Origin of the sequence: Xylanimonas oleitrophica (assembly GCF_003244315.1) — a bacterium.
In the GTDB taxonomy this organism is placed as follows: Bacteria; Actinomycetota; Actinomycetes; order Actinomycetales; family Cellulomonadaceae; genus Xylanimonas_A; species Xylanimonas_A oleitrophica.
The window spans coordinates 66,683-92,813 of record NZ_QKWH01000005.1; the positions used below are offsets into that span (position 1 = coordinate 66,683).

At 72.9% G+C, this 26,131-nt stretch carries 21 protein-coding genes; 14 read left to right on the plus strand and 7 right to left on the minus strand.

The annotated features are described in order from the left end of the window. Positions 1–64 precede the first annotated feature (64 nt). Both DNL40_RS09030 and DNL40_RS09035 read left to right on the plus strand, forming a co-directional pair. A complete protein-coding gene (locus DNL40_RS09030; protein WP_245885795.1) occupies positions 65–1,462 on the plus strand; it encodes a sensor histidine kinase in 1,398 nt (465 codons plus the stop codon). Continuing rightward, positions 1,459–2,139, plus strand: coding sequence for a response regulator (locus tag DNL40_RS09035; RefSeq protein ID WP_111250925.1), 681 nt, complete (start codon positions 1,459–1,461; stop codon positions 2,137–2,139). Before DNL40_RS09030 ends, DNL40_RS09035 begins: the two co-directional genes overlap by 4 nt. A gap of 147 nt (positions 2,140–2,286) precedes the next feature. On the opposite strand, the gene dnaB is transcribed toward DNL40_RS09035, so the two are convergent. After that, positions 2,287–4,077 (minus strand): replicative DNA helicase, encoded by a 1,791-nt coding sequence (gene dnaB, locus DNL40_RS09040; RefSeq protein ID WP_111250926.1) that lies wholly within the window; start codon positions 4,075–4,077, stop codon positions 2,287–2,289. 284 nt (positions 4,078–4,361) lie between these two features. Here dnaB and DNL40_RS09045 point away from each other — a divergent pair, with 284 nt between their 5' ends. The 5 genes from DNL40_RS09045 (at position 4,362) to DNL40_RS09065 (ending at position 9,493) form a co-directional block, all read left to right on the plus strand. Further along, the gene (locus DNL40_RS09045; RefSeq protein WP_111251010.1) at positions 4,362–5,789 is read left to right on the plus strand and encodes an MATE family efflux transporter; all 1,428 of its coding nucleotides are present in this window, start codon (positions 4,362–4,364) and stop codon (positions 5,787–5,789) included. Between the two features lie 92 nt (positions 5,790–5,881). Further along, positions 5,882–6,868 carry an ABC transporter substrate-binding protein gene (locus DNL40_RS09050; protein ID WP_111250927.1) on the plus strand — a complete coding sequence of 329 codons (987 nt, stop codon included), beginning with the start codon at positions 5,882–5,884 and terminating at the stop codon, positions 6,866–6,868. Then, a complete protein-coding gene (locus DNL40_RS09055; protein WP_111250928.1) occupies positions 6,865–7,665 on the plus strand; it encodes a class I SAM-dependent methyltransferase in 801 nt (266 codons plus the stop codon). Before DNL40_RS09050 ends, DNL40_RS09055 begins: the two co-directional genes overlap by 4 nt. Further along, a complete protein-coding gene (locus tag DNL40_RS09060; protein ID WP_111250929.1) occupies positions 7,662–8,717 on the plus strand; it encodes a FecCD family ABC transporter permease in 1,056 nt (351 codons plus the stop codon). Before DNL40_RS09055 ends, DNL40_RS09060 begins: the two co-directional genes overlap by 4 nt. Then, the gene (locus DNL40_RS09065; protein WP_111250930.1) at positions 8,714–9,493 is read left to right on the plus strand and encodes an ABC transporter ATP-binding protein; all 780 of its coding nucleotides are present in this window, start codon (positions 8,714–8,716) and stop codon (positions 9,491–9,493) included. Before DNL40_RS09060 ends, DNL40_RS09065 begins: the two co-directional genes overlap by 4 nt. A 95-nt stretch (positions 9,494–9,588) precedes the next feature. Here the strand turns inward: DNL40_RS09065 and rplI are convergent, their stop codons facing one another. From rplI to DNL40_RS16900, 5 genes are all read right to left on the minus strand, one after another. After that, positions 9,589–10,038, minus strand: coding sequence for a 50S ribosomal protein L9 (gene rplI, locus DNL40_RS09070; RefSeq protein WP_111250931.1), 450 nt, complete (start codon positions 10,036–10,038; stop codon positions 9,589–9,591). 25 nt (positions 10,039–10,063) lie between these two features. Next, on the minus strand, positions 10,064–10,300 hold the full coding sequence (gene rpsR, locus DNL40_RS09075; RefSeq protein ID WP_066134109.1) for a 30S ribosomal protein S18: 237 nt from the start codon (positions 10,298–10,300) through the stop codon (positions 10,064–10,066). Positions 10,301–10,380: 80 nt separating this feature from the next. Continuing rightward, positions 10,381–10,932, minus strand: a complete 552-nt coding sequence (locus DNL40_RS09080) for a single-stranded DNA-binding protein (protein ID WP_111250932.1) — start codon at positions 10,930–10,932, stop codon at positions 10,381–10,383. 113 nt (positions 10,933–11,045) lie between these two features. Then, complete coding sequence (rpsF, locus tag DNL40_RS09085) at positions 11,046–11,336, minus strand: 30S ribosomal protein S6 (protein ID WP_111250933.1); 291 nt, start codon at positions 11,334–11,336, stop codon at positions 11,046–11,048. A 214-nt stretch (positions 11,337–11,550) separates the two neighbouring features. Next, positions 11,551–14,061: a penicillin-binding protein gene (locus DNL40_RS16900; RefSeq protein ID WP_111250934.1), complete on the minus strand. Its 2,511-nt coding sequence runs from the start codon at positions 14,059–14,061 to the stop codon at positions 11,551–11,553. Positions 14,062–14,363: 302 nt separating this feature from the next. On the opposite strand from DNL40_RS16900, the gene DNL40_RS09095 reads away from it, so the two are divergent. The 4 genes from DNL40_RS09095 (at position 14,364) to DNL40_RS09110 (ending at position 19,664) form a co-directional block, all read left to right on the plus strand. After that, entirely contained in the window at positions 14,364–15,068 is a 705-nt protein-coding gene (locus DNL40_RS09095) for a PadR family transcriptional regulator (RefSeq protein ID WP_111250935.1), read from the plus strand. Beyond that, positions 15,065–16,156, plus strand: a complete 1,092-nt coding sequence (locus DNL40_RS09100; RefSeq protein ID WP_111250936.1) for an inositol-3-phosphate synthase — start codon at positions 15,065–15,067, stop codon at positions 16,154–16,156. The genes DNL40_RS09095 and DNL40_RS09100 overlap by 4 nt, the downstream gene beginning before the upstream one ends. Before the next feature lie 541 nt (positions 16,157–16,697). Next, entirely contained in the window at positions 16,698–18,080 is a 1,383-nt protein-coding gene (locus DNL40_RS09105; protein WP_111250937.1) for an MFS transporter, read from the plus strand. A 60-nt stretch (positions 18,081–18,140) separates the two neighbouring features. After that, positions 18,141–19,664 (plus strand): DHA2 family efflux MFS transporter permease subunit, encoded by a 1,524-nt coding sequence (locus DNL40_RS09110; RefSeq protein WP_111250938.1) that lies wholly within the window; start codon positions 18,141–18,143, stop codon positions 19,662–19,664. Positions 19,665–19,808: 144 nt separating this feature from the next. Here the strand turns inward: DNL40_RS09110 and DNL40_RS09115 are convergent, their stop codons facing one another. Then, positions 19,809–21,275 (minus strand): CCA tRNA nucleotidyltransferase, encoded by a 1,467-nt coding sequence (locus tag DNL40_RS09115; RefSeq protein ID WP_111250939.1) that lies wholly within the window; start codon positions 21,273–21,275, stop codon positions 19,809–19,811. A 107-nt stretch (positions 21,276–21,382) separates the two neighbouring features. Here DNL40_RS09115 and DNL40_RS09120 point away from each other — a divergent pair, with 107 nt between their 5' ends. From DNL40_RS09120 to DNL40_RS09130, 3 genes are read left to right on the plus strand one after another with little or no spacing between them, the layout of a single operon-like run. Beyond that, complete coding sequence (locus DNL40_RS09120; RefSeq protein ID WP_111250940.1) at positions 21,383–22,060, plus strand: NUDIX hydrolase; 678 nt, start codon at positions 21,383–21,385, stop codon at positions 22,058–22,060. Further along, positions 22,057–24,285, plus strand: a complete 2,229-nt coding sequence (locus DNL40_RS09125; protein ID WP_111250941.1) for a DUF6049 family protein — start codon at positions 22,057–22,059, stop codon at positions 24,283–24,285. The genes DNL40_RS09120 and DNL40_RS09125 overlap by 4 nt, the downstream gene beginning before the upstream one ends. Continuing rightward, positions 24,282–26,099 (plus strand): lipid II flippase MurJ, encoded by a 1,818-nt coding sequence (locus tag DNL40_RS09130; protein ID WP_245885797.1) that lies wholly within the window; start codon positions 24,282–24,284, stop codon positions 26,097–26,099. Before DNL40_RS09125 ends, DNL40_RS09130 begins: the two co-directional genes overlap by 4 nt. The last annotated feature ends 32 nt before the right edge of the window (positions 26,100–26,131 follow it).

Sequence of the window (26,131 nt, forward strand, 5' to 3'; positions counted from 1 at the left end):
GGCCGCCCGGGAGCCGGCGTGCGCCGCGGGTCCCCGACCGGGACCGGGGTGGGAGCATGGGAGGGTGCCGACCCGACGTGTGCTCCTGCGGAACGGTGCGACCGACGCCCCGCCGGAGACCGTGCTGACGGAGGCGCAGGTCAGCGGGGGCAGCCCGGTCGCCCGCCTGGTCCACGCCCACCCCTGGGTCATGGACGTCACCGTCGCCGGCACGATGCTGCTGGTGGGGCTGGTCGGTTCGATGTTCGCCTGGGAGACCGCGGGCGGCGCCCAGGCGCTCGGCCTGTACCCGCCGGACGTCGACGTGGCGAGCAGGATCAACGTCACGTGGTTGGTCGGTGCCGCGGTCGGTGCCGCGCTGCTCCTGCTGCGCCGTGCCGCACCGCTCGCCGTCACGGCGGCGCTGACCGTCGTGGCCGTGCTCTCGCTTCTCGCCGCCGGCGTGCTCGGCGTGCTCGGCGCGTGCGCGGCGTGCGCCCTCTACAGCGTCGCCAAAGCCCACGGCACGCGCACCACCTGGATCGCCTTCGGCGTCGTGCTGACGACGCTGACCCTCACGCTGTGGCGGTGGCAGGACATCGGCCTCATCGAGATGATCGTGTGGTCCGGCGCCGGAACAGGGCCCGTGCGGGAGCCGACGCGCATCCTGCCCGAGCCCCTGTTCTCGCCGGGGCGCCGCATGGGGTCGGTCCTGCTGCTGCTGGCGCTGCTGCTGCTGGGGCTCGCGGTGGGCTCCGCCGCGCGCGCCCGCCGCCTGCACGCGCTCGATCTCGTCGAGCGCTACCGTGCGCTGGCCCGCGAGCGCGACCAGAGCGCCGCGCTCGCACGCGCCGCCGAGCGGGCGCACATCGCCCGCGAGATGCACGACGTCGTCGCCCACAACCTCTCCGTCATGGTGGCGCTGGCCGACGGCGCCGACGCCGCGTTCGAGCGTGCGCCAGACCGTTCCCGGGACGCCGTGCGCCAGGTCGCGAGCACCGGGCGCTCAGCGCTGGCGGACATGCAACGCGTGCTGGGCGCGCTCGGCACGGGGGCGGGGGACGACGACCACCGCGCGGTGCCCACGGAGGTCGACCTCGGCACCGTCGTCGAACGGTTCGGGACCGCCGGCATGCCGGTGACCGCGACGGGCCTCGACACCGCGCTGCCCGACGACACGGCGGTCCGGCTCGCCGTCACACGCATCCTCGGCGAGGCGCTGACGAACGTGCTCCGGCACGCTCCCGGCGCGTCGTCGGTCGAGGTCGCGGTGCGCCGTACGCCGAGGACGGTCGAGGTGGATGTCGTCGACAGCGGCGGCACGCGCACCGGCGACGGCCCCGGGACCGGCCGCGGCATCGTCGGCATGCGTGAGCGTGCGGCGCTGCTCGGCGGCCACGTCGAGGCCGGGCCGCGCGAGGGCGGCGGGTGGCGGGTGCGTGCGGTGCTGCCGTGGTCGCAGGAGGAGGGTGAAGGACGATGACGACGGTGCTCCTGGTGGACGACCAGACCCTGATGCGTGTCGGCTTCCGGCTCGTCATCGAGTCCGAGCCAGACCTCGAAGTGGTCGGCGAGGCCGCCGACGGGCGGGTCGCGCTCGACCAGGTGGCCGCCCTGCGCCCCGACGTCGTCGTCATGGACATCCGCATGCCCGGCATGGACGGCATCGAGGCGACCCGTCGCATCGTCGCCGACCACCCCGGGTCACGCGTGCTGGTGCTCACCACGTTCGACGTCGACGACCTCGCCTTCGCCGCGCTGCGCGCCGGGGCGAGCGGCTTCCTGCTGAAGTCCTCCCGTCCCGACGAGCTGGTGGACGCGATCCGCACGGTCGCCGCCGGCACCGCGGTCGTCGCTCCCCGGGTGCTGCGACGCATGCTCGACCTCTTCGCACCTCACCTGCCGGCTGCCCGCCATGCCTCCCCCGACGGCCTGGACCCTCGGCTGAGCACGCTCACGCCGCGTGAGCTCGACGTCCTGCGGCTCATCGCGGAAGGGGCGTCGAACTCCGAGATCGCGGCCGAGCTGGTGGTGTCGGAGACCACGGTGAAGACGCACGTGGGCAACGTGTTCCTGAAGCTGGGCGCCCGGGACCGGGTGCAGGCCGTGATCATCGCGTACGAGTGCGGGCTGGCCGGGAGCAGCACCCCCCGACGCTGAGCAGGGCGGCCGCTCGGCAGGCTGCCGGTCACGCACGCGGTGCACGGGCTCTGTCCGACACGGCACCGCTTCATCGCGACGTCGGCGCCAGGACGTGCCCGCGGCACATCGACGACGAGCCGACGTCCACCCTCACCGGCCGGGGCGTCAGGCCTGCATGTCGACGAAGCGCGAATAGTGACCCTGGAACGCGACGGTGATGGTGTCGGTAGGACCGTTACGGTGCTTGGCCACGATGAGGTCGGCCTCGCCCGCGCGCGGGGACTCCTTCTCGTAGGCGTCCTCACGGTGCAGCAGGATGACCATGTCCGCGTCCTGCTCGATGGAGCCCGATTCACGGAGGTCCGACATCGCCGGCTTCTTGTCGCCGCGCTGCTCCGGGCCACGGTTCAGCTGCGACAGCGCGATGACGGGAACCTCGAGCTCCTTGGCGAGCAGCTTGAGCGCACGCGAGAACTCCGAGACCTCCTGCTGACGCGACTCGACGCGCTTTCCGGAGGACATGAGCTGGAGGTAGTCGATGACGATCAGCTTGAGGTCGTGCCGCTGCTTGAGGCGTCGCGCCTTCGCGCGGATCTCCATGAGCGACATGTTGGGCGAGTCGTCGATGAACAGCGGCGCCTCGGAGATCTTGCCCATCACCTTGGCGAGCTTCTGCCAGTCGTCCTCGGCCATGTTGCCGTTGCGCAGCTTCTGCAGGTGCACGCGCGCCTCGGCCGAGAGGAGTCGCATGGTGATCTCGTTGCGGCTCATCTCCAGGGAGAAGACGACGGCCGTCTGCCCGTGCCTGACGGCCGCCGCACGTGCGATGTCGATGGCGAAGGTCGAGTTGTGCGTCGGGATCATCGCCCGGCTCGCCAGATACAGGTGCTCGTCGTTGTCGACCTGGACGCACCGGACGGGCACCGAGTCGATGGGGCGCACATCGACGATCTTCCACACAGCGGAATCGGTCGAGACGGTGTGAGCGACGCCAGCATCCATCGATCGCACGATGTCAGCCGTCGTGCGGACCTCCGCGTCGAGGCGCGACCCACTGGTGCTCGTGACCCACTGGTGCTCCGCGTCGGCGACGATCGTGGTGCCGTCGTCGAACACCACCTCGTAGCAGGGGCGGCCGTGCATGACCTCGGTCACGGCAGTCACTGTCGTGGGGCGGCCGTCGGCGCCGAGCAGCCGGTCCCCTGCTGCGACCTCACCCATCGTCGTCCACCCCGACGGGGTGGGCAGCGCGGTGTCGAGGGCCAGCGCCTTGCCGATGGCCGGGCGGGCGGCGATGACGATCATCTGGCCGGGGTGGAGGCCGTTCGTCAGCCGGTCGAGGTCCGCGAACCCGGTGGGCACACCCGTCATGCCCTCGCCGCGGTGCCCCGCGGCCTCGATCTCGTCCATCGTGCCGCCGATGATCTCGGACAGCGGCAGGTAGTCCTCGGTGGTGCGCCGCTCGGTGACGGCGTAGATCTCGGCCTGCGCGTTGTTGACGATGTCGTCGACGTCGCCGCCCTCGGTGGCGTACCCGAGCTGCACGATGCGGGTGCCGGCCTCGACCAGGCGGCGCAGCACGGCGCGCTCGCGCACGATGCGGGCGTAGTAGCCGGCGTTGGCGGCGGTGGGGACACCGGCCATGAGGTCGTGGAGGTAGGGCGCGCCGCCGATGCGCCCCAGCTCGCCGCGCTTCTGCAGCTCGGCGGCCACGGTGATGGCGTCGGCCGGCTCGCCCCGACCGTAGAGGTCGATGATCGCGTCGTAGATCGTCTCGTGCGCCGGCCGGTAGAAGTCGTTGCCACGGATGACCTCGACGACGTCGGCGATCGCGTCCTTGCTCAGCAGCATGCCGCCGAGCACGCTCATCTCGGCGTTGACGTCCTGTGGCGGGGTACGGTCGAACGCGGCACCAGACCCCCCGTTGTATGAGGTCTCGAGCTCTTCGACCGACATCCTGTGCCCCGCCCCCGTCTGTGCCGTCCGCCCTGTTCGTCGTGGCCTCGTTCTACCGTGGACCACCGACACCCGCGACGACGCTAGGCGCGCTCACCGACCTGGTCAACGCGTCTTGTGGACAGGGGTGTGGACAACGATGTGGACGGCCCCGCGATGGCTGTGCACAGTACGTGGACAACCATGTGCACAACTGGGGACATCCCCTGTGTACAAGCCCCTTTCAGGGCCGTGACCTGGGGAAATACTGCCCTCAGCCTGTGGAGGAAAAGAAGGTGGGTGAGATGCGCCGCACGCCCGGCAGCACACCGGAGGATGCCGCTCCGAGCACCGGCGGCGACACCGCCCCGGCTCGTCGTCCACAGGCTCCGTCCACAGGGGGTGCACAACCCGGTCGTCGCTCCTCGATCGACCGGGAGATCCTCGCCCTCGCCCTGCCGGCGCTGGGTGCCCTGGTGGCCGAGCCGCTGTTCGTGCTCGTCGACTCCGCCGTCGTCGGGCACCTGGGCACACCGCAGCTCGCCGGGCTCTCGCTCGCCTCGAACCTGCTGCTCCTGATCGTGGGCCTGTGCGTGTTCCTCGCGTACGCCACCACGGCTGCCGTCGCTCGCCTCACCGGCGCCGGACGCCTCCGCGAAGCGCTCCAGTCGGGCGTCGACGGCATGTGGCTCGCGCTCGGCCTGGGCGTCGCGCTCGCCGCCCTCCTGTGGGCAGCGGCGCCCTGGGCCACCGCCGCGCTCGGCGGCACCGGCGACGTCGCCACCCACGCCGTCACCTACCTGCGCTGGTCCGCGCCCGGCCTGCCCGGCATGCTCCTCGTGCTCGCCGCCACCGGCGTGCTGCGCGGCCTCAAGGACACCCGCACGCCCCTGGTCGTCGCCTCGACCGGGGCTGTCGTCAACGGGATCGTCAACGTGCTCCTCGTGTACGGCGCCGGCATGGGCATCGCCGGCTCCGGCCTCGGCACCGCTCTCGTGCAGCTCGCGATGGGCGCCACGCTCGTCGCCGTCGTCGTGCGTGGCGCCCGCCGGCACGGCGCCTCGCTGCGCCCCGCGGCAGGCGGCATCTGGGCCAACGCGGTGGCCGGCCTCCCGCTGTTCGTCCGCACCGTCTCGCTGCGGCTCGCCATCCTGCTCACCGTCGCCGTCGCCACCCGCCTCGGCGACGTCGCCCTGGCCGGGCACCAGGTCGTCAACAGCCTGTGGGGGCTCGCCGCCTTCGCCCTCGACGCCCTCGCCATCGCCGCCCAGGCGCTGGTGGGCCACGGCCTCGGCTCTGGCGACATCGCCCGGGTCCGTGCCGTCCTCTCCCGCTGCCTGCGGTGGGGCGTCGGCGCGGGCGCCGTGATCGGCGTCGTGCTCGCCGGGGCCGGATGGTGGATCGCTCCCCTGTTCACCTCCGACGACGGCGTGCGCACCGCCGTCGCCACCGGCCTCGTCGTCTGCGGCCTGCTCATGCCCATGGCCGGCTGGGTGTTCGTGCTCGACGGGGTCCTCATCGGCGCCGGCGACGGCCGCTACCTGGCCTGGGCGGGGATGCTCACCCTCGTCGTCTACGTGCCCGCCGCGCTGGCCGTGGCCGCCTGGGCGCCTGGGGGCGCCGCCGGCCTCGCCTGGCTCTGGGCCGCGTTCACCGGCGTCTTCATGGCCGCTCGCGCCCTCACCACCGGGCTCCGCGCCCGCGGGACCCGGTGGATGGTCACGGGCGCGTGAGCGGCACGTCATTCACCCGCTGGGCGGTGAGGCGGGGTCGAGCGCTCGGTTAGCATCGGCGTGTGCGACTGAGAATCATTTTCACCACTGCCATGCTGACGACCGCTCTCGCCGGGTGCGGAGCAGCACAGGGCAGCGCCCCCCAGACCGCCGCCGACGCGCAGGGATACCCCCTCACCTACACCAGCTGCGGCACCGAGGTCACCGTGGACGGCCCGCCCCAGCGCGCCGTCTCGCTCAACCAGTCCGCGACGGAGATCATGCTGCGCCTCGGCCTGGCCGACCGCATCGCCGGGACCGCCTACGAGACCGACCCCGTCCCCGAGGACATCGCGGACGAGTACGCCGGCATCGACCTGCTGACCGACGGGCTCCTCAAGCACGAGACCCTCCTCGAGGCCCAGCCGGACTTCGTCTACTCCTCCTTCGCCTCCTTCCTCACCACCGAGAACGCCGGGTCTCGCGACGAGCTGCACCGGCTCGGCATCCCCACCTACCTGACCGAGTTCGACTGCACGTACCACGAGGCCGTCGAAGGCGGAGCCACCTTCGACATGCTCTTCGACGAGATCACGGACATCGGCCGCATCTTCGACGTCGAGGCCGCCGCCGAACGGCTCGTCGAGGAGCAGCGCAGCATCATCGAGGCCGGGCTCGAGACGGCCGAGAACATCGAGGGCACGCCCCGCATCGTCTGGTTCTACTCGACCGCCGCGTCCTCCGCGACGCCGTCCGTCGCCGGCCCGGGCGGCCTCCCCCAGACCGTCACCGAGATGCTCGGCGCGGAGAACGTCTTCGCCGACGCCTCCACCAAGTGGCCGGAGGTGAGCTGGGACGAGGTCGCGGTCCGCGACCCCGACGTCATCGTCCTGGCCGACCTCACCCGCGGCTACCCCGGCGACACGGCCCAGGAGAAGATCGACTTCCTCAAGAACGACCCGCTCACCTCGACCATGGACGCGGTGCGCGAGGACCGCTTCATCGTCGTGCCCGGCCAGTACATGGATCCCTCAGTCCACAGCGTCCAGGCGGTCCCGACCGTCGCACAGGGCCTCGTCTCCCTGGCGGACCAGCGATGAGCGCCGTCACGCCGTCCGACGCCGTCGAGCGCCTGATCGAGCGCTGGGACGAGCAGCAGGCCGCCTACATCACCCACCGCGAGCAGCGATTCGCCGTCATGCTCGACGTGATCGCCCACCTGTGCACCACCACGGACACGTTCGCCGCCGATGGCACCGGCCTGACCGTTCTCGATCTGGCCTGCGGACCGGGAAGCCTCTCCGGACGGGTGCTCGACCGGTTCCCCGGCGCGCGCGTCGTCGGCCTCGACTACGACCCCGTGCTGCTCACCCTGGCCAGGCGCTGGCTCGGCGACCGTCACGGCGACCGCTTCACAGGTCTGGACGCCGACCTCGCCACGAAGGGGTGGGAGACGGCGCTGCCGCCCGGCCCGGTGCACGTCGCCGTCTCCTCGACGGCCCTGCACTGGCTCGAGCCCGCACAGCTCGTCGACGTGTACATGGCCCTCGGTGACCTGCTGCCCTCCGACGGCGTGCTCATGAACGCCGACCACCTGCGCTACGACACGCACACCCAGCCGTTCATGACCCAGGTTGCGGCGGCGGACGACGCCCGCACCCAGCGCACCGCCCACGGCCAGGGCGTGCCCACCTGGGACGAGTGGTGGGCCGAGGCCACCCAGCTCCCCGAGCTGGCGCACCACCTCCCGGAACGGGAACGACGCTTCGCCGACCGGCCTCCCACCCCCCACGCCCCCCTCGAGCTGCACCTCGACGCGCTGCGCACCGGGGGGTTCCGCGAGACCGGGACCGTCTGGCGGTACTACGACGACGTCGTGGTCCTCGCCCGCCGATGAGGACCGGCCGACAGCGGCGCCGGGTGCGGCACGGCTCGACGGCCCTGCTCGTCCCGCTCTTCGCCGCGGTGCTGTGCGCCTCCGTCGTCGGGGCGACCTTCATCGGCACCGCGGCGATCGGCCCCCTCGACGTGCTCGGTGTCGTGCTCCGCCGGCTCGGCGCCGGCTCCCTGGCCCCGGTCCCACCGGCACCGCCGCTGATCGAGGCGCTCGTCTGGGAGTCCCGCCTGCCCCGCGTGCTGCTCGCCGCGGTGGTCGGCCTCGGTCTCTCCGTCTCCGGCGCGGTGCTCCAGTCGGTCACGCGCAACCCCCTGGCCGAGCCGTACCTCCTCGGCGTGTCGTCCGGCGCGTCCGCCGGGGCGGTCGGCGTCATGGTCCTCGGGCTCGGGGCCGGGGCGGTCACCCTGTCGACAGGCGCGTTCGTCGGTGCCCTCGTCGCCTTCGGGCTCGTGCTCGCCCTCATCGGCGGAGGCAAGGTGTCCAACCCCGCACGCGTGGTGCTCACCGGCGTGCTCGTCTCGCAGTTCTTCTCCGCGATCACCTCGCTCGTGCTGATGCTCGACGGCGACGCCGACGCGACCCGGGCGTTCACGTACTGGCTGCTCGGGTCCCTCGGCGGGGCCCGCTGGGAGCCCCTGGCGGTCGCCGCCGCGCTCATCGTCCTCGGGGCGGCGTGCTGCCTGCTGTTCGCACCGGCGCTCGACGCGTTCACCTTCGGCTGGGACACCGCGGCCTCCCTCGGGATCGACGTCACCCGGGCACGCGTCGTCCTCATGGCCCTCGCCGCCCTCATGACCGCAGCGGCCGTCGCGGCCTCCGGCGCGATCGGCTTCATCGGGCTGCTGGTGCCTCACGTGGTGCGCCTCCTCGCCGGAGGGAGCCACCGGTCCCTCCTGCCCCTGTGCGGGCTGGGCGGTGCGATCTTCCTCGTCTGGGTGGACGCCTTCGCCCGGTCCGCGTTCGCACCGCACGAGGTACCCGTCGGTGTCATCACGGCCCTGCTCGGGGCCCCGGCCTTCGCGGTCGTCCTCCGGAAGGCGGCCCGCCGATGACCTCGCTGAGCGCCCGTGACATCACCTGGACGGCCGGCCGAGCACCGATCCTCGACGGCGTCGACCTCGACGCCCGGCCCGGCGAGGTGCTGGGGCTCCTCGGGCCCAACGGTGCCGGGAAGACGTCGCTGCTGCGCATCCTCGCAGGGCTGCGGCGCCCCGGCCGTGGCCGGGTACTCCTCGACGGCACACCGATCGGCCAGCTCCGCCGCCGCGAGGTCGCCCGGCGGCTCGCCATCGTCGAGCAGAGCCCCGAGGCCCACACGGACGTCAGCGTCCACGACGTCGTGTCTCTCGGCAGGACCCCGCACCGGGGCACCTTCTCCGCCCTCGGTGCCGAGGACCAGGCGGCCGTCACCGACGCGCTCGCCGCGACCGGCCTCACCGGCTGGGAGGACCGGCTCTGGAGCACGCTGTCCGGCGGCGAGCAGCAGCGTGCCCAGCTCGCCCGGGCGCTGGCGCAGCAGCCCGAGGTCATCGTCCTCGACGAGCCGACCAACCACCTCGACGTCCGGTACCAGCTCGAGCTGCTGGCGCTGCTGCGCGGCTCCGGCCTGACCGTGGTGACCGCCCTGCACGACCTCAACCTCGCAGCCCGCTTCTGCGACCAGCTCGTGGTGCTGCAGCAGGGCCGGGTAGCCGCCGCAGGATCGCCGGCCGACGTCGTCACCGACGCCCTCGTGCGCCAGGTCTACGCCGTCGAGGCCGTCGTCGACCTCTCGCCGCACACCGGCTCGCCCGCCGTGACGTTCCTCGGACCCGCGCACCGGCCCTGACCGTAGCCGCCCGCACCGGGCACGACGAAGGGCCCCGTCCCTCACCGCCGGAGAACCAGCGGGAGGGACGGGGCCCTTCGGTCAGGCAGTCAGCCTCAGGCGGCGACGACCTTGACGGCGATCTTGGCCGACACCTCGGGGTGCAGGCGCAGCGACACGGTGTACTCACCGGTCGACTTGATCGTGCGCTCGATCTCGATCTTGCGCTTGTCGACGGACGGGCCGCCGGCCTCGGCCACCGCACCGGCGATGTCCGCGGTGGTGACGGCGCCGAACAGGCGACCGCCCTCACCAGCCTTGGCCTTCACGACGACGGCGGTCGAGGCCAGAGCCTCGGCGGTCGCCTTCGCCTCGTCCAGCGTCGCGATCTCGCGGGCCTTGCGGGCCTTGCGGATGGCGGCGACCTGCGACTCGTAACCCTTGGTCCACGGGGTGGCCAGGTTGCGCGGGATGAGGTAGTTGCGGGCGTAGCCGCTCTTCACCTCGACGACGTCGCCGGGCTCACCGAGACCGGTGACCTCGTGCGTCAGGATCAGCTTGCTCACAGACATGATTCAGTGATCCTTTCCGTCAGCGGGCCGAGGACGAGTAGGGCAGCAGCGCCATCTCGCGGGCGTTCTTCACGGCACGGGCGATCTGGCGCTGCTCCTGGACGGAGACGCCGGTCACGCGACGCGCGCGGATCTTGCCGCGGTCGGAGATGAACTTGCGCAGCAGCGCGGTGTCCTTGTAGTCGACGGTCTCGATCTTGGCCGTCTTGAGCGGGTTCGACTTCTTCTTGGGCTTGCGCACCACAGGCTTCGCCATGGTGTTGCTCCTTCACAGGTGCGAGTCCGGGCGGCGCGGAGGCCGTCACGGACAGGGTGTGGTCCGGGAGGTGGTGCCGGTCAGAACGGAGGCTCGTCGCTGAACGAGCCGCCCGACGACGCGGGGCCAGCCGTGGCCCACGGGTCGTTCTGCTGCTGACCGCCACCGGAGGAACCGAAGCCCCCGCCACCCTGGCTGTAGCCGCCACCGGAGCCGCCGAAGCCGCCCTGGTTGCCGCCACCACCGAAGCCACCGCCGCCACCCGAGCGCTGCGTCCGGGTGACCTTCGCCGAGGCGTTCCTCAGCGACGGGCCGACCTCGTCCACCTGCAGCTCGACGACGGTGCGCTTCTCACCCTCACGGGTCTCGTACGAGCGCTGCGTCAGACGGCCCTGCACGATCACGCGCATGCCCTTCGTCAGCGACTCGGCGACGTTCTCCGCCGCCTCCCGCCAGACCGAGCAGGACAGGAACAGGCTCTCGCCGTCCTTCCACTCGTTGGTCTGCCGGTCGAAGGTGCGGGGCGTGGACGCGATGCGGAAGTTCGCGACCGCGGCGCCGGACGGCGTGAACCGCAGCTCCGGGTCCGCGACGAGGTTTCCGACCACCGTGATGACGGTCTCACCAGCCATGCCAAGCTCCTTCGTTCGTCCGAGACACGTTCGGGGAGGATCCCATCAGGCGGCTCTGACACGCCAGTGCGTGCCGGTTCCCGACGGGGTGTGGGGGATTGATCGGTTCTGTCTCAGCGAGCGTCCGTGCGCAGGATCTTGGTGCGCAGCACGGCCTCGTTGAGGCCCAGCTGACGGTCAAGCTCCTTCGCGGTGTCCGACGTGGCGGTGAAGTCCACGACGGCGTAGATGCCCTCGGACTTCTTGGCGATGTCGTAAGCCATACGGCGACGACCCCAGATGTCCACCTTGTCGACGGACCCGCCCTCGGCCGAGATCACCGACAGGTACTTCTCGAGCGACGGGGCGACAGTGCGCTCCTCGACCTCCGGGTCCAGGATCACCATCATTTCGTACTGACGCATGAGTAACCCACCTCCTCTGGTCTGTGCGGTCACGGTCCATCCGTGACAGGAGGGTCTTGTGCGTCGCTGTGCCTGCGGTGCGGTGCACGCGCGGGCACAGACAGTCGTCCAGGATACCTGACGAACAGGGTCTTGGGCGACGGGCTGTGGGCGGCGCAGGTCGCTCGACCCGCACCGTCCACAGCCGTCCCGCCGGACTCAGGCCGGGCGGAGGTCAGCCGCCGCTCCCCCCGGAACCGACGCCGGGGAGGATGCCGCCGCCCGCGCCGGCTCCGCCGCCGCCGGTGCCGCCGTCACCGCCACCGCCACCGCCGTCACCGGTACCACCGCCACCGGTGCCGCCGCCAGGGCCGGGCTCACGCGACGGACCGGGCGCAGGCTCGGTCGCCGGGGGCTGGCTCGGCTCCGGTGCCGGCGGCGCGGTCGACGGCGCCGGGTCCGGTGTGGGCCGGCCCTGGCTGCCCGTCGAGACCACCACGGGGATCCGGGAGCCTGGCGGCACCTGGTTGCCCGACGCGTCGTACGACAGCACCGTGTTCTTCGGCGAGGGGTCGTCCTGGGCGCGCGGCACGGCGACGAGGCCCAGCTCGGCGAACTGGCGCTGGAGCTCGTTGAACTCCCTGCCCACCAGGCCGCCGGGCACGGTCACCCACTCCTCAGCGGGCTCCTCCGGCAGCGGCTCCTCGCTCGGCTCCTCGCTGGGCTCCTCGCTGGGCGTCGGGGACGCCGTCGGGCGCGGGGGCACGTACGGGGGGAACTGTTCCACCGGAACGTCCTGGAGCGCGACCTCCATGTAGTCCGTCCAGGCCCGAACCGGGAACGTCGATCCCGTCATCCCGCTGAGGCCGTGCCAGCGTCCGAACGGGGTGATCTTCTCCTCACCGGCCCCGTCCTCCGTGTCCTGGTGTAGGCCCACCACAGTGACGAGCTGGGGCACGAAGCCCGCGAACCACGCGGACCTGTTGCTGTTGGACGTACCTGTCTTGCCGGCGACCGGACGCTTCTCCCGGTTCGGGCCCCGCAACTCCTGCGCCGTCGAGCCGGAGCCGTCCTCGACCACCTTGGTCATCGCGTACGTCGCCGCGGCGATGACGTCGGGGTCGAACTCCTGCACGCGCTCGGTCGGACCGGTGTAGCGCACCGAGTCGTCGGAGTTCTTGACCTCGCGCACCAGGTGGGGCTGTACGCGGTAGCCACCACCGGCGATCGTGGAGTAGGCGGTGGCCATGTCGATGGGCCGCACGCTCGAGTCGCCGAGCACGTTCGCGGCGTTGTTCCCGACGAAGCCCGGCTTGCCCTCCTCGATCTTGGGCAGACCCAGCCGGTGCGCCACCTCGGCAGTCTTCTCCGGACCGATCTCGAGGTTAAGCCGAGCGTAGACGGTGTTGACCGACTTGGCGGTGGCCTCGACCAGGTCGATGTTCCCGAAGTTGTCACCACCGAAGTTGCGTGGGCCGATGTTGTTCTCGCCCCAACCCTGGATCCTTGCCTCGCTCTGGCCGTCGTACCGCTCGCTGAGCTGGTGCCCCTCCTCAAGCGCGCCGATGAGGGTGAACGGCTTGAACGTCGAGCCTGCCTGGGCACGGCCGTCCGTGGCGAAGTTGAAGGAGTTCGTCACGTAGTCCCGGCCGCCGTACAGCGCGCGCAGCTCGCCGGTCCGCGGGTCCATCGACACCAGACCGATCTGCATCCGCTCCAGCGCCGGCGGGTCGGCGTTGTAGGCGGACTCCGCCACGGCTTCCGCTGCGCTCTGCAGGCGAGGGTCGATCGTCGTGTAGATCTTCAGGCCCTTGGTGTCGAGCGTCTGCTCGTCGAACTGGCCCGTGCGGAGCAGCTCGCGGCGCACCTCGTTGAGGAGGAAGCCGGCCTGGCCGCCCTTGGAGTTGGTGGCCTCCTGGCGAGGCAGGTACGCCGGGAACTCGGCGGCGGCCTTCTCCTCGGCCGTGATGTAGCCGTCGGCGGCCATGCGGTTGATGCTGCGCTGCCAGCGGGCCTTGGCCTGGTCCTCGTTCAGCGCCGGGTCCCAGCGGCTGGGCGAGGGGATGATGCCGGAGAGCAGGGCGGCCTCGGAGTAGGTGAGCTCCTTGGCGCTGTGCCCGAAGTACGCCTGGGAGGCAGCCTCGATGCCGTAGGCGCCACGACCCCAGTAGATGGTGTTGAGGTACTTGCCCAGCACCTCTTCCTTCGACTGGGCCTGCGTGATCTTGACCGCGAGGATCGCCTCCTTCGCCTTGCCGGTGTAGGAGGTGACGGTGTCGGTGTAGTAGCGCTCGACGTACTGCTGCGTCAGCGTGGAGGCGCCCTGCCGGGAGCCGCCCGTGAGGTTGTTGATCAGGGCACGGCCCATGCCGCGGATGTCGATGCCGTTGTGGTCCCAGAACTTGGCGTCCTCGGAGGCGACGACGGCGTCGCCCACGTACTTCGGCAGCTCCTCGTACGGGACGAGCTCGCGCTTCTGCACGAAGAACTCGCCGATGGGGGTGCCGTCGGCGTAGTAGACCGTGGTGGTCTGGTCGTTCACCGAGTCGAGGTTCTTGGGGATGGTCGTGGTCGCGTACGCCGCGACGAACGCCCCGGACCCCAGCGCGACGAACCCGAGGATCGTCCCCAGGATGAATCGCCACGACGGCAGCCACCGCCGGATGGGACCCTTGCCGGGGCGCGGGTAGTTCCAGAACCGGCGACGGCGGGTCGCCGGGCGCGCCTTGCTCCGCGTGCTCGCCAACGTCCTGCCTTCCTTCGGGGGTGTGCTCCGCCGAGAAACACTAGGCGATGTCTCCCCGGCGCAGGAGGGACCGCGCGGGCGAGACGTCCCCTTCGCCCGGCCTCTCCCCTGGCGGACCCGACGCGCTCCGCCGAACCTTCACATCTGCGGGGAGCCTTGGCGCGCGTTGATCCGTTGCACGGACAGGGAATCGGGCATATCGTCGCCACCCAGCACGCGATGTATCGACTCGATACGTCAACGCATCACATCGAGTGCCGCACGCCACCAGCGGACGCCCCGGAGAGAGACGAGGAGGACCCGTGCGCAGCCGTTCCACCGTGCTCGAGACGGCCATCCTCGGCCTGCTCTCCTCCGCGCCCCTGCACGGCTACGAGCTGCGCAAGCGGCTGGCCCTCCTGCTGGGCCCCTTCCGCGCGTTCTCCTACGGCACCCTCTACCCGGCGCTCAAGTCCCTCCAGGCCCGCGGCCTGATCGACACCGCCGAGCCCGCGCCGTCGGCCCCCGCCCCCCGGGCGAAGGGCGCCGCACGCGCCGCGCGGCGTGCCGCCGTCGCGCACGACGGCGGCACCAAGCCGCCGCTGACGGGGCGCCGCGGGCGCATCGTGTACGAGCTCACGGCGGAGGGCAAGGAGCACCTCCAGACCGTGCTCGCCTCCTCAGGTCCCGCGGCCTGGGAGGACGAGAACTTCGACGTCCGCTTTGCGCTCTTCGCGCAGACCGACGCCGACACCCGCCTCCGGATCCTCGAGGGCCGGCGATCCCGGCTCACCGAGCGCCTGGAGGCGGTCCGGGAGTCCGCTGCTCGCACCCGCGAGCGGCTCGACGAGTACACCCTCGAGCTGCAGCGTCACGGGCTCGAGCAGGTCGAGCGCGAGGTGCGCTGGCTCGACGGCCTCATCACCACCGAGCGGGACCGCGCCTCCCGGCGCGGCCCCCAGTCCGAGAACCAGGGGCGGCGTCCCGACGCCACCCCGGAATCCATCGAGTACAAGGAGCGAGGATGACCTCCATCCGCGTCGCCATCGTCGGTGTCGGCAACTGCGCATCGTCCCTGGTCCAGGGCGTGCAGTTCTACCGCGACGCCGACCCCGCCAGCACCGTCCCGGGCCTGATGCACGTGCAGTTCGGCGACTACCACGTGCGTGACCTCGAGTTCGTGGCGGCGTTCGACGTCGACGCGAAGAAGGTCGGCTTCGACCTCGCCGAGGCGATCAACGCGTCCGAGAACAACACCATCAAGATCGCCGACGTGCCGCCCACCGGCGTCACCGTCCAGCGCGGCCACACCCTCGACGGCCTGGGCGACTACTACGCCGCCACCATCGAGGAGTCGGACGCCGAGCCCGTCGACGTCGTCCAGGCCCTCAAGGACGCGCAGGCCGACGTCCTCGTCTGCTACCTGCCCGTCGGTTCCGAGGCTGCCGCCAAGTTCTACGCGCAGGCTGCCATCGACGCCGGGGTGGCCTTCGTCAACGCCCTGCCCGTCTTCATCGCCTCCGACCCCGAGTGGGCCAAGAAGTTCGAGGACGCCGGCGTGCCGATCGTCGGCGACGACATCAAGTCGCAGATCGGTGCCACGATCACGCACCGCGTGCTCGCGAAGCTCTTCGAGGACCGCGGCGTCGTGCTCGACCGCACGTACCAGCTCAACGTCGGCGGCAACATGGACTTCAAGAACATGCTGCAGCGTGACCGCCTGCAGTCGAAGAAGGTCTCCAAGACCCAGTCCGTGACCTCCAACCTCACCGGGGCGCTGGCCGGCAAGACGGAGGACCGCAACGTCCACATCGGCCCGTCGGACTACGTCGCCTGGCTCGACGACCGCAAGTGGGCGTACGTGCGCCTCGAGGGCCGGGCGTTCGGCGAGGTGCCGCTGAACCTGGAGTACAAGCTCGAGGTGTGGGACTCCCCCAACTCGGCCGGCATCATCATCGACGCCGTCCGTGCCGCGAAGATCGCCAAGGACCGCGGCGTCGGCGGCCCGATCCTGTCGGCCTCGACGTACTTCATGAAGTCCCCGCCCGTGCAGATGGAGGACCAGAAGGGCCGCGCCCAGCTGGAGGCCTTCATCCGCGGCGAGGTCGAGCGCTGACCGGAGCGCAGCGCAGGGTGGGGGCCGAGGAACGAGGCACCCGCCCGTAGCGGAGCGCAGGTCGGCGCGACCACAGGGTGTGAGCGCTGACCGGAGCGCAGCGCAGGGTGGGGGCCGGGGAACGAGGCACCCGCCCGTAGCGGAGCGCAGGTCGGCGCGACCACAGGGTGTGAGCGCTGACCGGAGCGCAGCGCAGGGTGGGGGCCGGGGAACGAGGCACCCGCCCGTAGCGGAGCGCAGGTCGGCGCGACCACAGGGTGTGAGCGCTGACCGGAGCGCAGCGCAGGGTGGGGGCCGAGGAACGAGGCACCCGCCCGTAGCGGAGCGCAGGTCGGCGCGACCACAGGGTGTGCGCGCTGACCGGAGCGCAGCGCAGGGTGGGGGCCGAGGAACGAGGCACCCGCCCGTAGCTCTCCGACCGACCGCGGCCGGCCAGCACCTGCTGGCCGGCCGCGGTCGTGCCGTACCGGGAACCGTCCGGCGCCGACGGCGGTGCGGGGCGTCCCGGCCGACCGCACGCCCCACGCATAGGGTGGGCGGCGTGGGTGTCCTCTCCGAGCTGCGGGCCCTCCTGCGCCTGTCCGGCTTCCGCAAGCTCTTCGCCGTCCGGCTCGTCTCCCAGGCGGGCGACGGCATGTTCCAGGTGGGGCTCGCCTCGCTCCTCTTCTTCTCCCCGGAGTCGCAGGGCTCGGCCGCGGGCATCGCCGGGGCGTTCGCCGTGATGCTCGCGCCCTTCACGGTCGTCGGGCCGTTCGCGGGCGTGCTGCTGGACCGGTGGCGACGACGGCAGGTGCTGGTGTGGGGCAACGCCGTGCGCCTGGTGGTGACGCTCGCGATGGGTACCGTGATGCTCTCGGTGGGCGGCGGGTCGGCCTGGGTGATCGTGCTGGGCCTCGCCGCCCTCTCCGTCAACCGGTTCCTGCTGGCGGGCCTGTCCGCCGGGCTGCCCCGCGTCGTCGACGGGCCGCTGCTGCTGACGGCCAACTCCCTCACCCCGACGCTCGGCGCGGGCGCGGCGTTCGTGGGCGGCGGCGTCGGGTTCGTGCTGAGTCTCGCCCTGCCGGAGGGCCGGGTGCACGACGCCTCGGCGCTGCTGTGCGCCGCCGTCGTCTTCGGTGCCGCCTCCCTGCTGGCGCTGCGGCTGGCCCCGGACCAGCTCGGGCCCGAGCACCCGGCGCGCGGCGACCTGCGCGGCGAGCTGGCCGCCGTCGTCCGCAACCTGGCGGGCGGAGCCCGCTACCTCGCCGCTCGGCGCACCCCGGGGCAGGCGCTGATGGCGATGGCGGCGCACCGCTTCCTGTACGGCATCGTGTTCATCGCGTCGATCCTCATCGCGCGCAACCTGCTCACCTCCCCCGGCGACACCGCCGCGGGGCTGGCCACCTTCGGGCTCGTCATCGGGATGACGGGCGTGGGCGGCGCCGGCGCCGTCCTCCTGACGCCCACCCTGTCCCGGTACACCGGCCCGCAGGTGTGGATCGCTCTCATGCTGCTGCTCGCGGCCGCCTCCCAGGTGCTGCTGATGACGACGCCGGAGCGCGCCGTCGTCCTCACCGGCGCCGCTCTGCTGGGTCTTGCCGCCCAGGGCGCCAAGATCGCCGTCGACACCGTGGTGCAGCGCGACACCCACGACGACGTGCGCGGGCGGGCCTTCGCGTTCTACGACGTGCTGTACAACGCCGCGTTCGTGGGCGCCGCCGCGCTGGCGGCGTTCGCCGTGCCGGACACGGGGTGGTCGCGCGAGCTGTTCGGCGTCCTCGCTGCCGCCTACGTCGTCGCCGCCGTGCTGCTGTGGACGCGTGGGGCGCGGGTGCCCGCCGACGTGTCCCCGACGCTCGCCGTGCCCGGTGCCGGCACCGATGAGTCCCGCCGGGAAAAGGAGTCGACCCCCTCGCAGGGAATACCGCAGCCTGATCAGACGTAGTCACCCAAGGTCGTGAGCAGCGTCGCCGCGGTCACCCGTGAAGCCACCAGGAGGACCCCCATGGACGCCGCGTCCGCCCCGCCCACGCCTGCACCGCAGGCGGGCCCCCCGCAGCCCCCGACCGCCACGCCCGGCAGCGCGCCCACGGCGGCGCCGTCGGACCGCCTGCCCCGCGAGCACCTCACCGTGATCGCCCTGCTCATCGCCTCGGCGTTCGTGGTCATCCTCAACGAGACCACCATGGGTGTGGCGCTGCCGCAGATCATGGAGGACATGCACGTCACGGCCTCCACCGGCCAGTGGCTCACCACGATCTTCATGCTCACCATGGCCGTGGTCATCCCGGCCACCGGGTTCCTGCTGCAGCGGTTCGGCACGCGGGTGTCGTTCCTGCTGGCGATGTCGCTGTTCACCGCCGGCACCCTGCTCGCCGCCCTCGCCCCCGGGTTCACCGTGCTCCTGGTCGCCCGTGCCGTCCAGGCCAGCGGCACCGCGATCATGATGCCGCTGCTCATGACCACCGTGATGAACCTCGTGCCGCCGCACCACCGCGGCAAGGTCATGGGCAACGTCTCCCTCGTCATCGCCGCCGCCCCGGCCCTCGGCCCCACGCTCTCCGGCGCGGTGCTCGGCCCGCTCGGCTGGCGCGGCGTGTTCGGCGTGGTGCTGCCCATCGCCGTGGCCGCGCTCGTGGTGGGCGGCATCATGGTCCGCGACTTCGCCGAGCGGGCGCACAAGCCGCTCGACGTGCTCTCCCTGCTGCTCGCCGCCCTCGGGTTCGGCGGGCTCGTCTACGGCCTGTCCAGCCTCGGTGAGGCCGCCGGCGGTCACGTCCCCGTCAACCCGGCGCTCCCCATCGTGGGCGGCGCCGCGTTCCTGGCCCTGTTCGTGTGGCGCCAGCTCGTGCTCGCCCGCTCGGACGACGCCCTGCTGGACCTGCGCGTGTTCCTCTCCCGCGGGTTCTCCACCGGTCTCGGCGCGATGGCCGCCAGCATGCTCGCCATGTTCGGCGCGTTCATCGTGCTGCCGCTCATCCTGCAGCGCGCCCTCGGCCTGGAGCCGCTGGCCACCGGCCTGATGCTGCTGCCCGGCGGTCTGGCGATGGGCCTCCTCGGCCCCGTGGTCGGCAACCTCTACGACCGGGTGGGGCCGCGCCCGCTCATCGTGCCGGGCACCCTCCTGGTGGTCGTGGCGTTCGCCGGGTTCGCCACCGTGACCCCGCAGACGACGTGGTGGTTCGTGCTGGCCGCGCACGTGGTGCTCAGCCTCGGCCTGGCCTTCGTGTTCACGCCGCTGTTCACCACGGCGCTCGGGTCCCTCACGCCGCGCTTCTACTCGCACGGCTCGGCCGCCATCGGCACGGTGCAGCAGCTCGCCGGAGCCGCCGGCACGGCGATGTTCATCGCCGTCGTGACGGCGCGGGAGGCGTCGCTGCTCGGTGGCGGGGCGTCCGGGGCAGAGGCGCTGACCGGTGGGGCGCGCATCGCGTTCCTCGTGGGCGGCGCAGTGATGCTGGTGGTGCTGGCGCTGGGTGTCACGCTGCGCAAGCCGGCGACGGCGCCGGGCGCGCCGATGGCGCACTGACGCCACGCCGTCGCCCAGCGGGCGACGGGCGTCGGGCTCCGGCGTCGGTGGCTACGGCATGTCATGCAACCAGCGGTGGTTGCGTGACATGCCGTAGCCGCCGACGGCGGGTGGCAGCAGCAGCAGTCGGGCGGCAGCCGGCGGCTACCGGCGGGCGGCCCACCAGGCGCGCAGCTCCTCCTCGGCCCGCTCCGGGCCGAGGGGCCCGTGCTCCATCCGCAGGCCGAGCAGGTGCTTGTACGCCTGCCCCACCTCGGGGCCGGGGCGGATACCGAGGATCTGCATGATCTGGGTGCCGTCGAGGTCGGGCCGGATGGCGTCGATCTCCTCCTGGGCACGCAGCGCCTCGATCCGCTCCTCCAGGTCCGTGTACGCGTCGGAGAGCCGCTGGGCCTTGCGGCGGTTGCGGGTGGTGGAGTCGGCGCGGGTGAGGCGGTGCAGCCGCTCGAGCAGGGGCCCGGCGTCGGTGACGTAGCGGCGCACCGCCGAGTCGGTCCAGGCGCCGTCGCCGTACCCGTGGAACCGCAGGTGCAGCTCCACGAGGCGCGAGACGTCCTTGACGACCTGCTTCTCGTACTTGAGCGCCTTGAGCCGCTTGGCGGCGAGCTTGGCTCCCACCACCTCGTGGTGGTGGAACGAGACGCCGCCGCCGGGCTCGAACCGGCGCGTGGCGGGCTTGCCGACGTCGTGCAGCAGGGCCGCGAGGCGCAGCACCAGGTCCGGGGCGGGGACGGGGCCGTCGGGGCCGGTCTCCTGGGCGATGGCCTGCTCGAGCACGGTCAGGGAGTGCTGGTAGACGTCCTTGTGGCGGTGGTGCTCGTCGATCTCGAGCTGGAGGGCGGGCAGCTCGGGCAGCACGTGGTCGGCCAGGCCGGTGTCCACGAGCACCTCGAGCCCCTTGCGGGGCTTGTCGGCGAGCAGCAGCTTGGTGAGCTCGGCCTGGACCCGCTCGGCGGAGACGATGTCGATCCGCCCGGCCATGGCGACGACGGCGGCCAGCGTGCCGGCGTCGACGTCGAACCCGAGCTGTGCGGCGAAGCGGGCGGCACGCATCATGCGCAGCGGGTCGTCGTCGAACGAGCGCTCGGGGGCGATGGGTGTGCGCAGCAGGCCGCGCGCGAGGTCGGTGAGCCCGTCGAACGGGTCCACGAAGGTGAGGTCGGGCAGCCGCACGGCCATCGCGTTGACCGTGAAGTCGCGGCGGGACAGGTCGCCGTCGAGGGTGTCGCCGAACGCGACCACCGGCTTGCGGGAGGCGGGGTCGTACTGGTCGGACCGGTAGGTGGTGACCTCGACGACGACGTCGGCGCCCTGGGCCCCGGTCCCGCGCGCGAAGCGGCGGGCGCCGATGGTGCCGAACTCCTTGCCGATGTCCCAGTGGGCGTCGCCCCAGCGCGCGAGGAGCTCCTGCGTCTCGTCGGGCGTGGCGGACGTCGCGAAGTCGAGGTCGTTGCTGGTGCGGCCCAGGAACGCGTCACGGACCGGCCCGCCGACGAGCGCGAGCTCGTGCCCGGCGGCCTTGAACACCTCCCCGAGCTCGATCGCCGCGGGGGCCATGGAGGTCAGCACGGCGAGGGCGCGGCGCAGCAGTTCCTGCTCAGGGGTCGACACGGCGCCCCATTCTTCCCGATCGGCGGCGATGCTGCGCAGGGCGGCCGCGCACAGCGGCCGCGCAGCGCCGGTCGGGACGCCTGCGGGCACTCGGTAGGGTTGGCGCCATGTCTTCTGCGGCACAGGCGAACGGTGGGCAGCACCCCGCACGCCCCGTGCCCGGACCTCCGGGGCGTGGGGTCCCGGCTCCTCCCGGAGGCAGCCCGCTGCGGGTCGACCCGTCCACGCTGCGGCCGGCGCCGGGCGCCGCGCCGGGCTCGGGCGGCCTGGGCCCGCTGCCGCCGTCGACCCCTCCGCAGCAGCACCTGCCGGTGGTTGAGGAGACGTCGGCGGGCGGCGTGGTGGTGCGGCCTGCCGCTGACGGCGAGACAGGCCCGCAGGCCGCGGTGATCGTGCGGCGCAACCGTGCCGGCCGGCTGGAGTGGTGCCTGCCCAAGGGGCATCTCGAGGGCGAGGAGACCCCGCAGCAGGCGGCGGTGCGCGAGGTGCACGAGGAGACCGGCATCGTCGGCGAGATCCGCACCACCCTCGGCGTCATCGACTACTGGTTCAGCGGTGAGACGCGCCGCGTCCACAAGGTGGTGCACCACTACCTGCTGCGCATGACGGGCGGCACGCTCACGGTCGAGGGCGATCCCGACGGCGAGGCGGAGGACGCGTTCTGGGTGCCGGTGGACGAGCTCGCCGAGCGCCTGTCGTACCCCAACGAGCAGAAGCTCGCCGTGGTGGCGCGGCAGCTGCTCGCCCGCACCCCTGGCCTGACGCTGCCGGGGTCGGCGCAGTGACCCGAGCGCCCAGAGCGCCCCGAGCGCCCGTCCGACGTCGGCTCGTCCGTGCCCTGGCCGCAGCCGCCCTGGTGGTCGGGGCCGGTCTGGCGCCGGCTCTGGCGGGTCCGACGACGGGTGCTTCCGCGGCAGCCCCGGCTGCGCCGTCGGCGCTCTCCCGAGGGGGCGAGGCAGGGAGCCGGGCCGGTGGCCCCGCCCGGGCGGTGGCGGACGACGGCGCCCCCACGCTGCAGCTCCAGCAGGTGACCCCGCAGGTGGCTCGCCCGGGGGACACGCTCGCGGTCACGGTCCGCGTGACGAACCCGGGTGCTCGCACGCTCGACGACGCGAGCCTTGACCTCGGTGCGGGGTGGAAGGCGATCCAGTCGCGCACCGAGCTCGCGGGGTGGACGGAGAGCACCTCACGGCTCGCCACCCCGATGACCAGCGCGCCGGTGGCGTCCGTCGCCCCCGGCGCGAGCACGGACGTGCGCATCGAGCTCCCGGTCGACCGCCTCGCCCTGGGGACGGCGGCACGCGGCCCGCGCGAGATGTCCGTGGCGCTCCGTGACGCGTCGGGGTCGGTCGTGGCGTCGCTGCACACGTTCCTGCTGTGGGACCCGGACCCGGCCGAGGACGCCGCGAGGCTCGATCCGGACGACCAGGTCCGGCTGAGCCTGCTCGCACCCGTGACGGGCCCGGCTCTCGACCCGGCCGACACGCTGGCCGAGGACGACCTCGCCGAGGCGACGGCCGGCGAAGGCTCCCTCTCGCGGGTGCTCGACGCCGTCGAGGCGGCCGCGCAGGCGACCGGGACGCGGGGGGCGCTGGCCCTCGCGGTGGACCCGGCGGTGGTCGCGGACGCCTCGGCCTCGGAGGACTCGGCGCTCTCGGCGTGGGCCGCGCGCGTGGGCTCGATGGCGGAGCACACCGACGTGCACCCGCTGCCACCGTACGACCCGGACCTCGCCGCCCTCGCCCACGCCGACCTTCCCCCGCACGCCCTGGCGGCCACCGTCACCACGCCGTTGCGGGGCGGGTGGAGCGTCCCCGAGACGTGGGGGTCGCCGCTGGCGTGGCCGGCCGGGGGTGCCGATGCCGACCTCGCCACCCTGGACGGTGCGCGCGGTGCCGGGCTGGAGACCGTCGTCCTGCCGACCGGCCTGTCGACGGCGCGCACGTCGCCTGGTCTCGCGCGGGTGGAGACGGCCACCGGGGAGGTGACGGCCCTCGTGGGCGACGAGGCGCTCGGGCAGGTGCTGGCCGCGGGCACAGACCGGCGTGCTGCGGCCACGGACGAGCCGCTGACCACGGCGGAGGCGGTGCAGCGGCTGCTGGCCGAGACCGCCGTGGTGGCGACGCAGTCCACCGAGGAGGCGCACCTCGTCGTCGCGCTGCCGCGGGGCTGGACGCCGGACCTGACCGCGCTGCGCAACGAGCTGAGCGCTCTGACGGCGTCCGGCTGGGTGAGCGTCGTGCCCCTGAACGAGCTGCTCTCGACGCCCACGGCGGACGTCGTCCGGGCGGGGATCGACGACCTGGCACCGCAGCCCGCCGAGCTGTCCCCCGACGCCGTCCGGCGCCTGGACGCGGCACGGGCCGAGCTGACGGAGCTGGCGACCGTCTCCCCCGACCCGCAGGCGGTGACGTCCCAGACGCTGCCCTCCGTCGTCGCTCCGCTGTCGGTGGCGTGGCGGTCGGTGCCGCAGGCCCGCGACGCCGCGGTGACCGTGGCGCTCGACGTCGCGGCGGCCCAGCGCCGCTCCGTCACGGTGGTGCCCCGCACGGTGCTCTCCCTGATCAGCGCCGCTGGCGACCTGCCCGTGGTGGTCCGCAACGACCTGCCCACGGACGCCACGGTGACGGTGGTGCTGCGGCCGGACGACCCACGGCTCGTGGTCGACGCGTGGCCTACCGCCACCGTGCCCGCGAACGGCGCGGCCACCGTCAACGTGCCGGTGCGCGCCATCGCCTCGGGCGACGTCGAGATCGAGATCCAGGTGCTCACCCCCACGGGGTTCCAGGCCGCGGAGCCCGCGTCGCTCGAGGTGCGCGTGCGGGCGGGCTGGGAGACGGCGGGCACCGTCGTCGTCGCCGCGGGCGTGGGGCTGCTGTTCCTGGTGGGCATCTGGCGCACCGTGCGGCGGGGCCGCTCCCCACGGCGCACCACCACCGACGTCCCCGCACCCGTCAACCCCGCCGACGCCCAGGCGGTGGGGTCCACCGACGCCGAGAGGCAGGCATGAGCGACAGCACCACGCCGGGGGTCCCCGCCGAGGACGTCACCGGGGCCGTCCCGGGGGCGGCGCGGCCCCCGGGCACCCCTGGGGTCCCCGACCCCGCCGTCGCGCCCGACACCACGGGCGCCCGTACCAGCCCCGGGTCTGCCGGCGGGCCCGGTACGGGCCAGGGGGCGCCGGGGGCGAAGAGCGCGAACCTGCGCCGCGGCTCGATCCTCATGACGCTCGGCACCGCGGCGTCGCGCGCCTCGGGCCAGGTGCGCACCATGCTGCTGGTCGGCGCGATCGGCACGGGCGGCGTGGTCGCCGACGCGTTCGACATCGGCAACACGCTGCCCAACATCCTCTTCGCCCTCATCGCGGCCGGGGTGCTCCAGGCGGTGCTCGTGCCGCAGATCCTCCGTGCGATGAAGGCGGAGAACGCCCAGGAGCGGCTGGACAAGCTCCTGACGCTCTCCGGGCTGGGCATCCTGGCGGTCACGGTGGTGCTGGCGGCGCTGATGCCGTGGATCGTCCACCTGATGACGCTCAGCGACCAGTGGACGGACCAGAACCGCCACCTCGCCCTCGTCTTCGCCCTGTGGTGCGTGCCGCAGGTCTTCTTCTACGGCCTGTTCACGCTGCTGGGCCAGGTGCTCAACGCCCGCGGCCAGTTCGGGGCGTACGGATGGGCGCCCGTGGCGAACAACGTCGTCTCCCTGGTCGGCTTCGGCGTCTTCCTCCTGGTGTGGGGCACGGCTCCCGACCGCGGCATCAGCGACGTCGCGGGGTGGACGACGGCGCAGACCGCCGTGCTGGCGGGGACGGCGACGCTGGGCATCGCCGCCCAGGCGCTCCTGCTGATCGTCCCGCTGCGCCGGTCGGGGTTCCGCTGGCGCTTCCGGCTCGGCCTGCGGGGCATCGGGCTGCGCTCGGCCGGCAAGGTGGTGGGCTGGACGCTCGGCGCGGTGGTCCTCGAGCAGGTGGGGGTCACGTACCTCAAGAACGTCACGGGTGCGGCGGGCCAGGCGGCCGCCGCGGCCGGCGAGTTCGCGGCGGGCAACGCGGCCTACACGAACGCGATGACGATCTACCTGCTGCCGCACTCCCTCGTGGTGGTCTCGATCATCACCGCGCTGTTCCCCCGCATGAGCGCGGCGGTGGCCGAGGGCGACCTGGACGGCGTGCGCCGCGACATGTCCCTGGGGCTGAGGTCCGCGGGCGTCTTCTCCGTGTTCTCCGCGGCGGTGATGCTGGTGCTGGCCGCACCGCTCACCAAGGCGCTGCTGCCGACGGCGAGCCCCGAGATGGTCGACGCCGGTGCGCCGGTGCTGCGGGCGATGGCGCTGGGCCTGGTGGCGCTGGGCGCGACGGTCATGGTGCGGCGCATGTACTTCGCGTTCGAGGACGGGCGCAGCATCTTCGTCATCCAGATCTTCGCCACGGTGAGCATGGTGCTGGCGCTGTGGGCGGCGACCGTGCTGCTGCCGGTGGAGCGCTGGGCCGTGGCCGCGGGCGGCGCGTACGCGCTGTCGACGTGGATCTCGGTGCTGCTGCGCGTGCGCGGCATGCGGCGCAAGCTCCACGGGATCGACGGCGCCCGCGTGCTGCGCCTGTACGTCCGCGCCGGGATCTCGGCCACCGTGGCCGGCCTGGCGGGGTGGGGGACGATGCGCCTCCTCGGTGCAGACGCCGCCCTGACCTGGGGGCACGCGGTGCTCGTCACCGCCGTGGTCGGGGTGGTCATGGTCGCCGTCTACGGGGTGCTGCTCAAGGCGCTGCGGGTGCGGGAGCTCGACGACGCCCTGGGCCCGGTGCTGCGCCGGGTGCGGCGGCGGTAGCGCCCTGCCGTGGCGGTGCGCACGGACCGGCG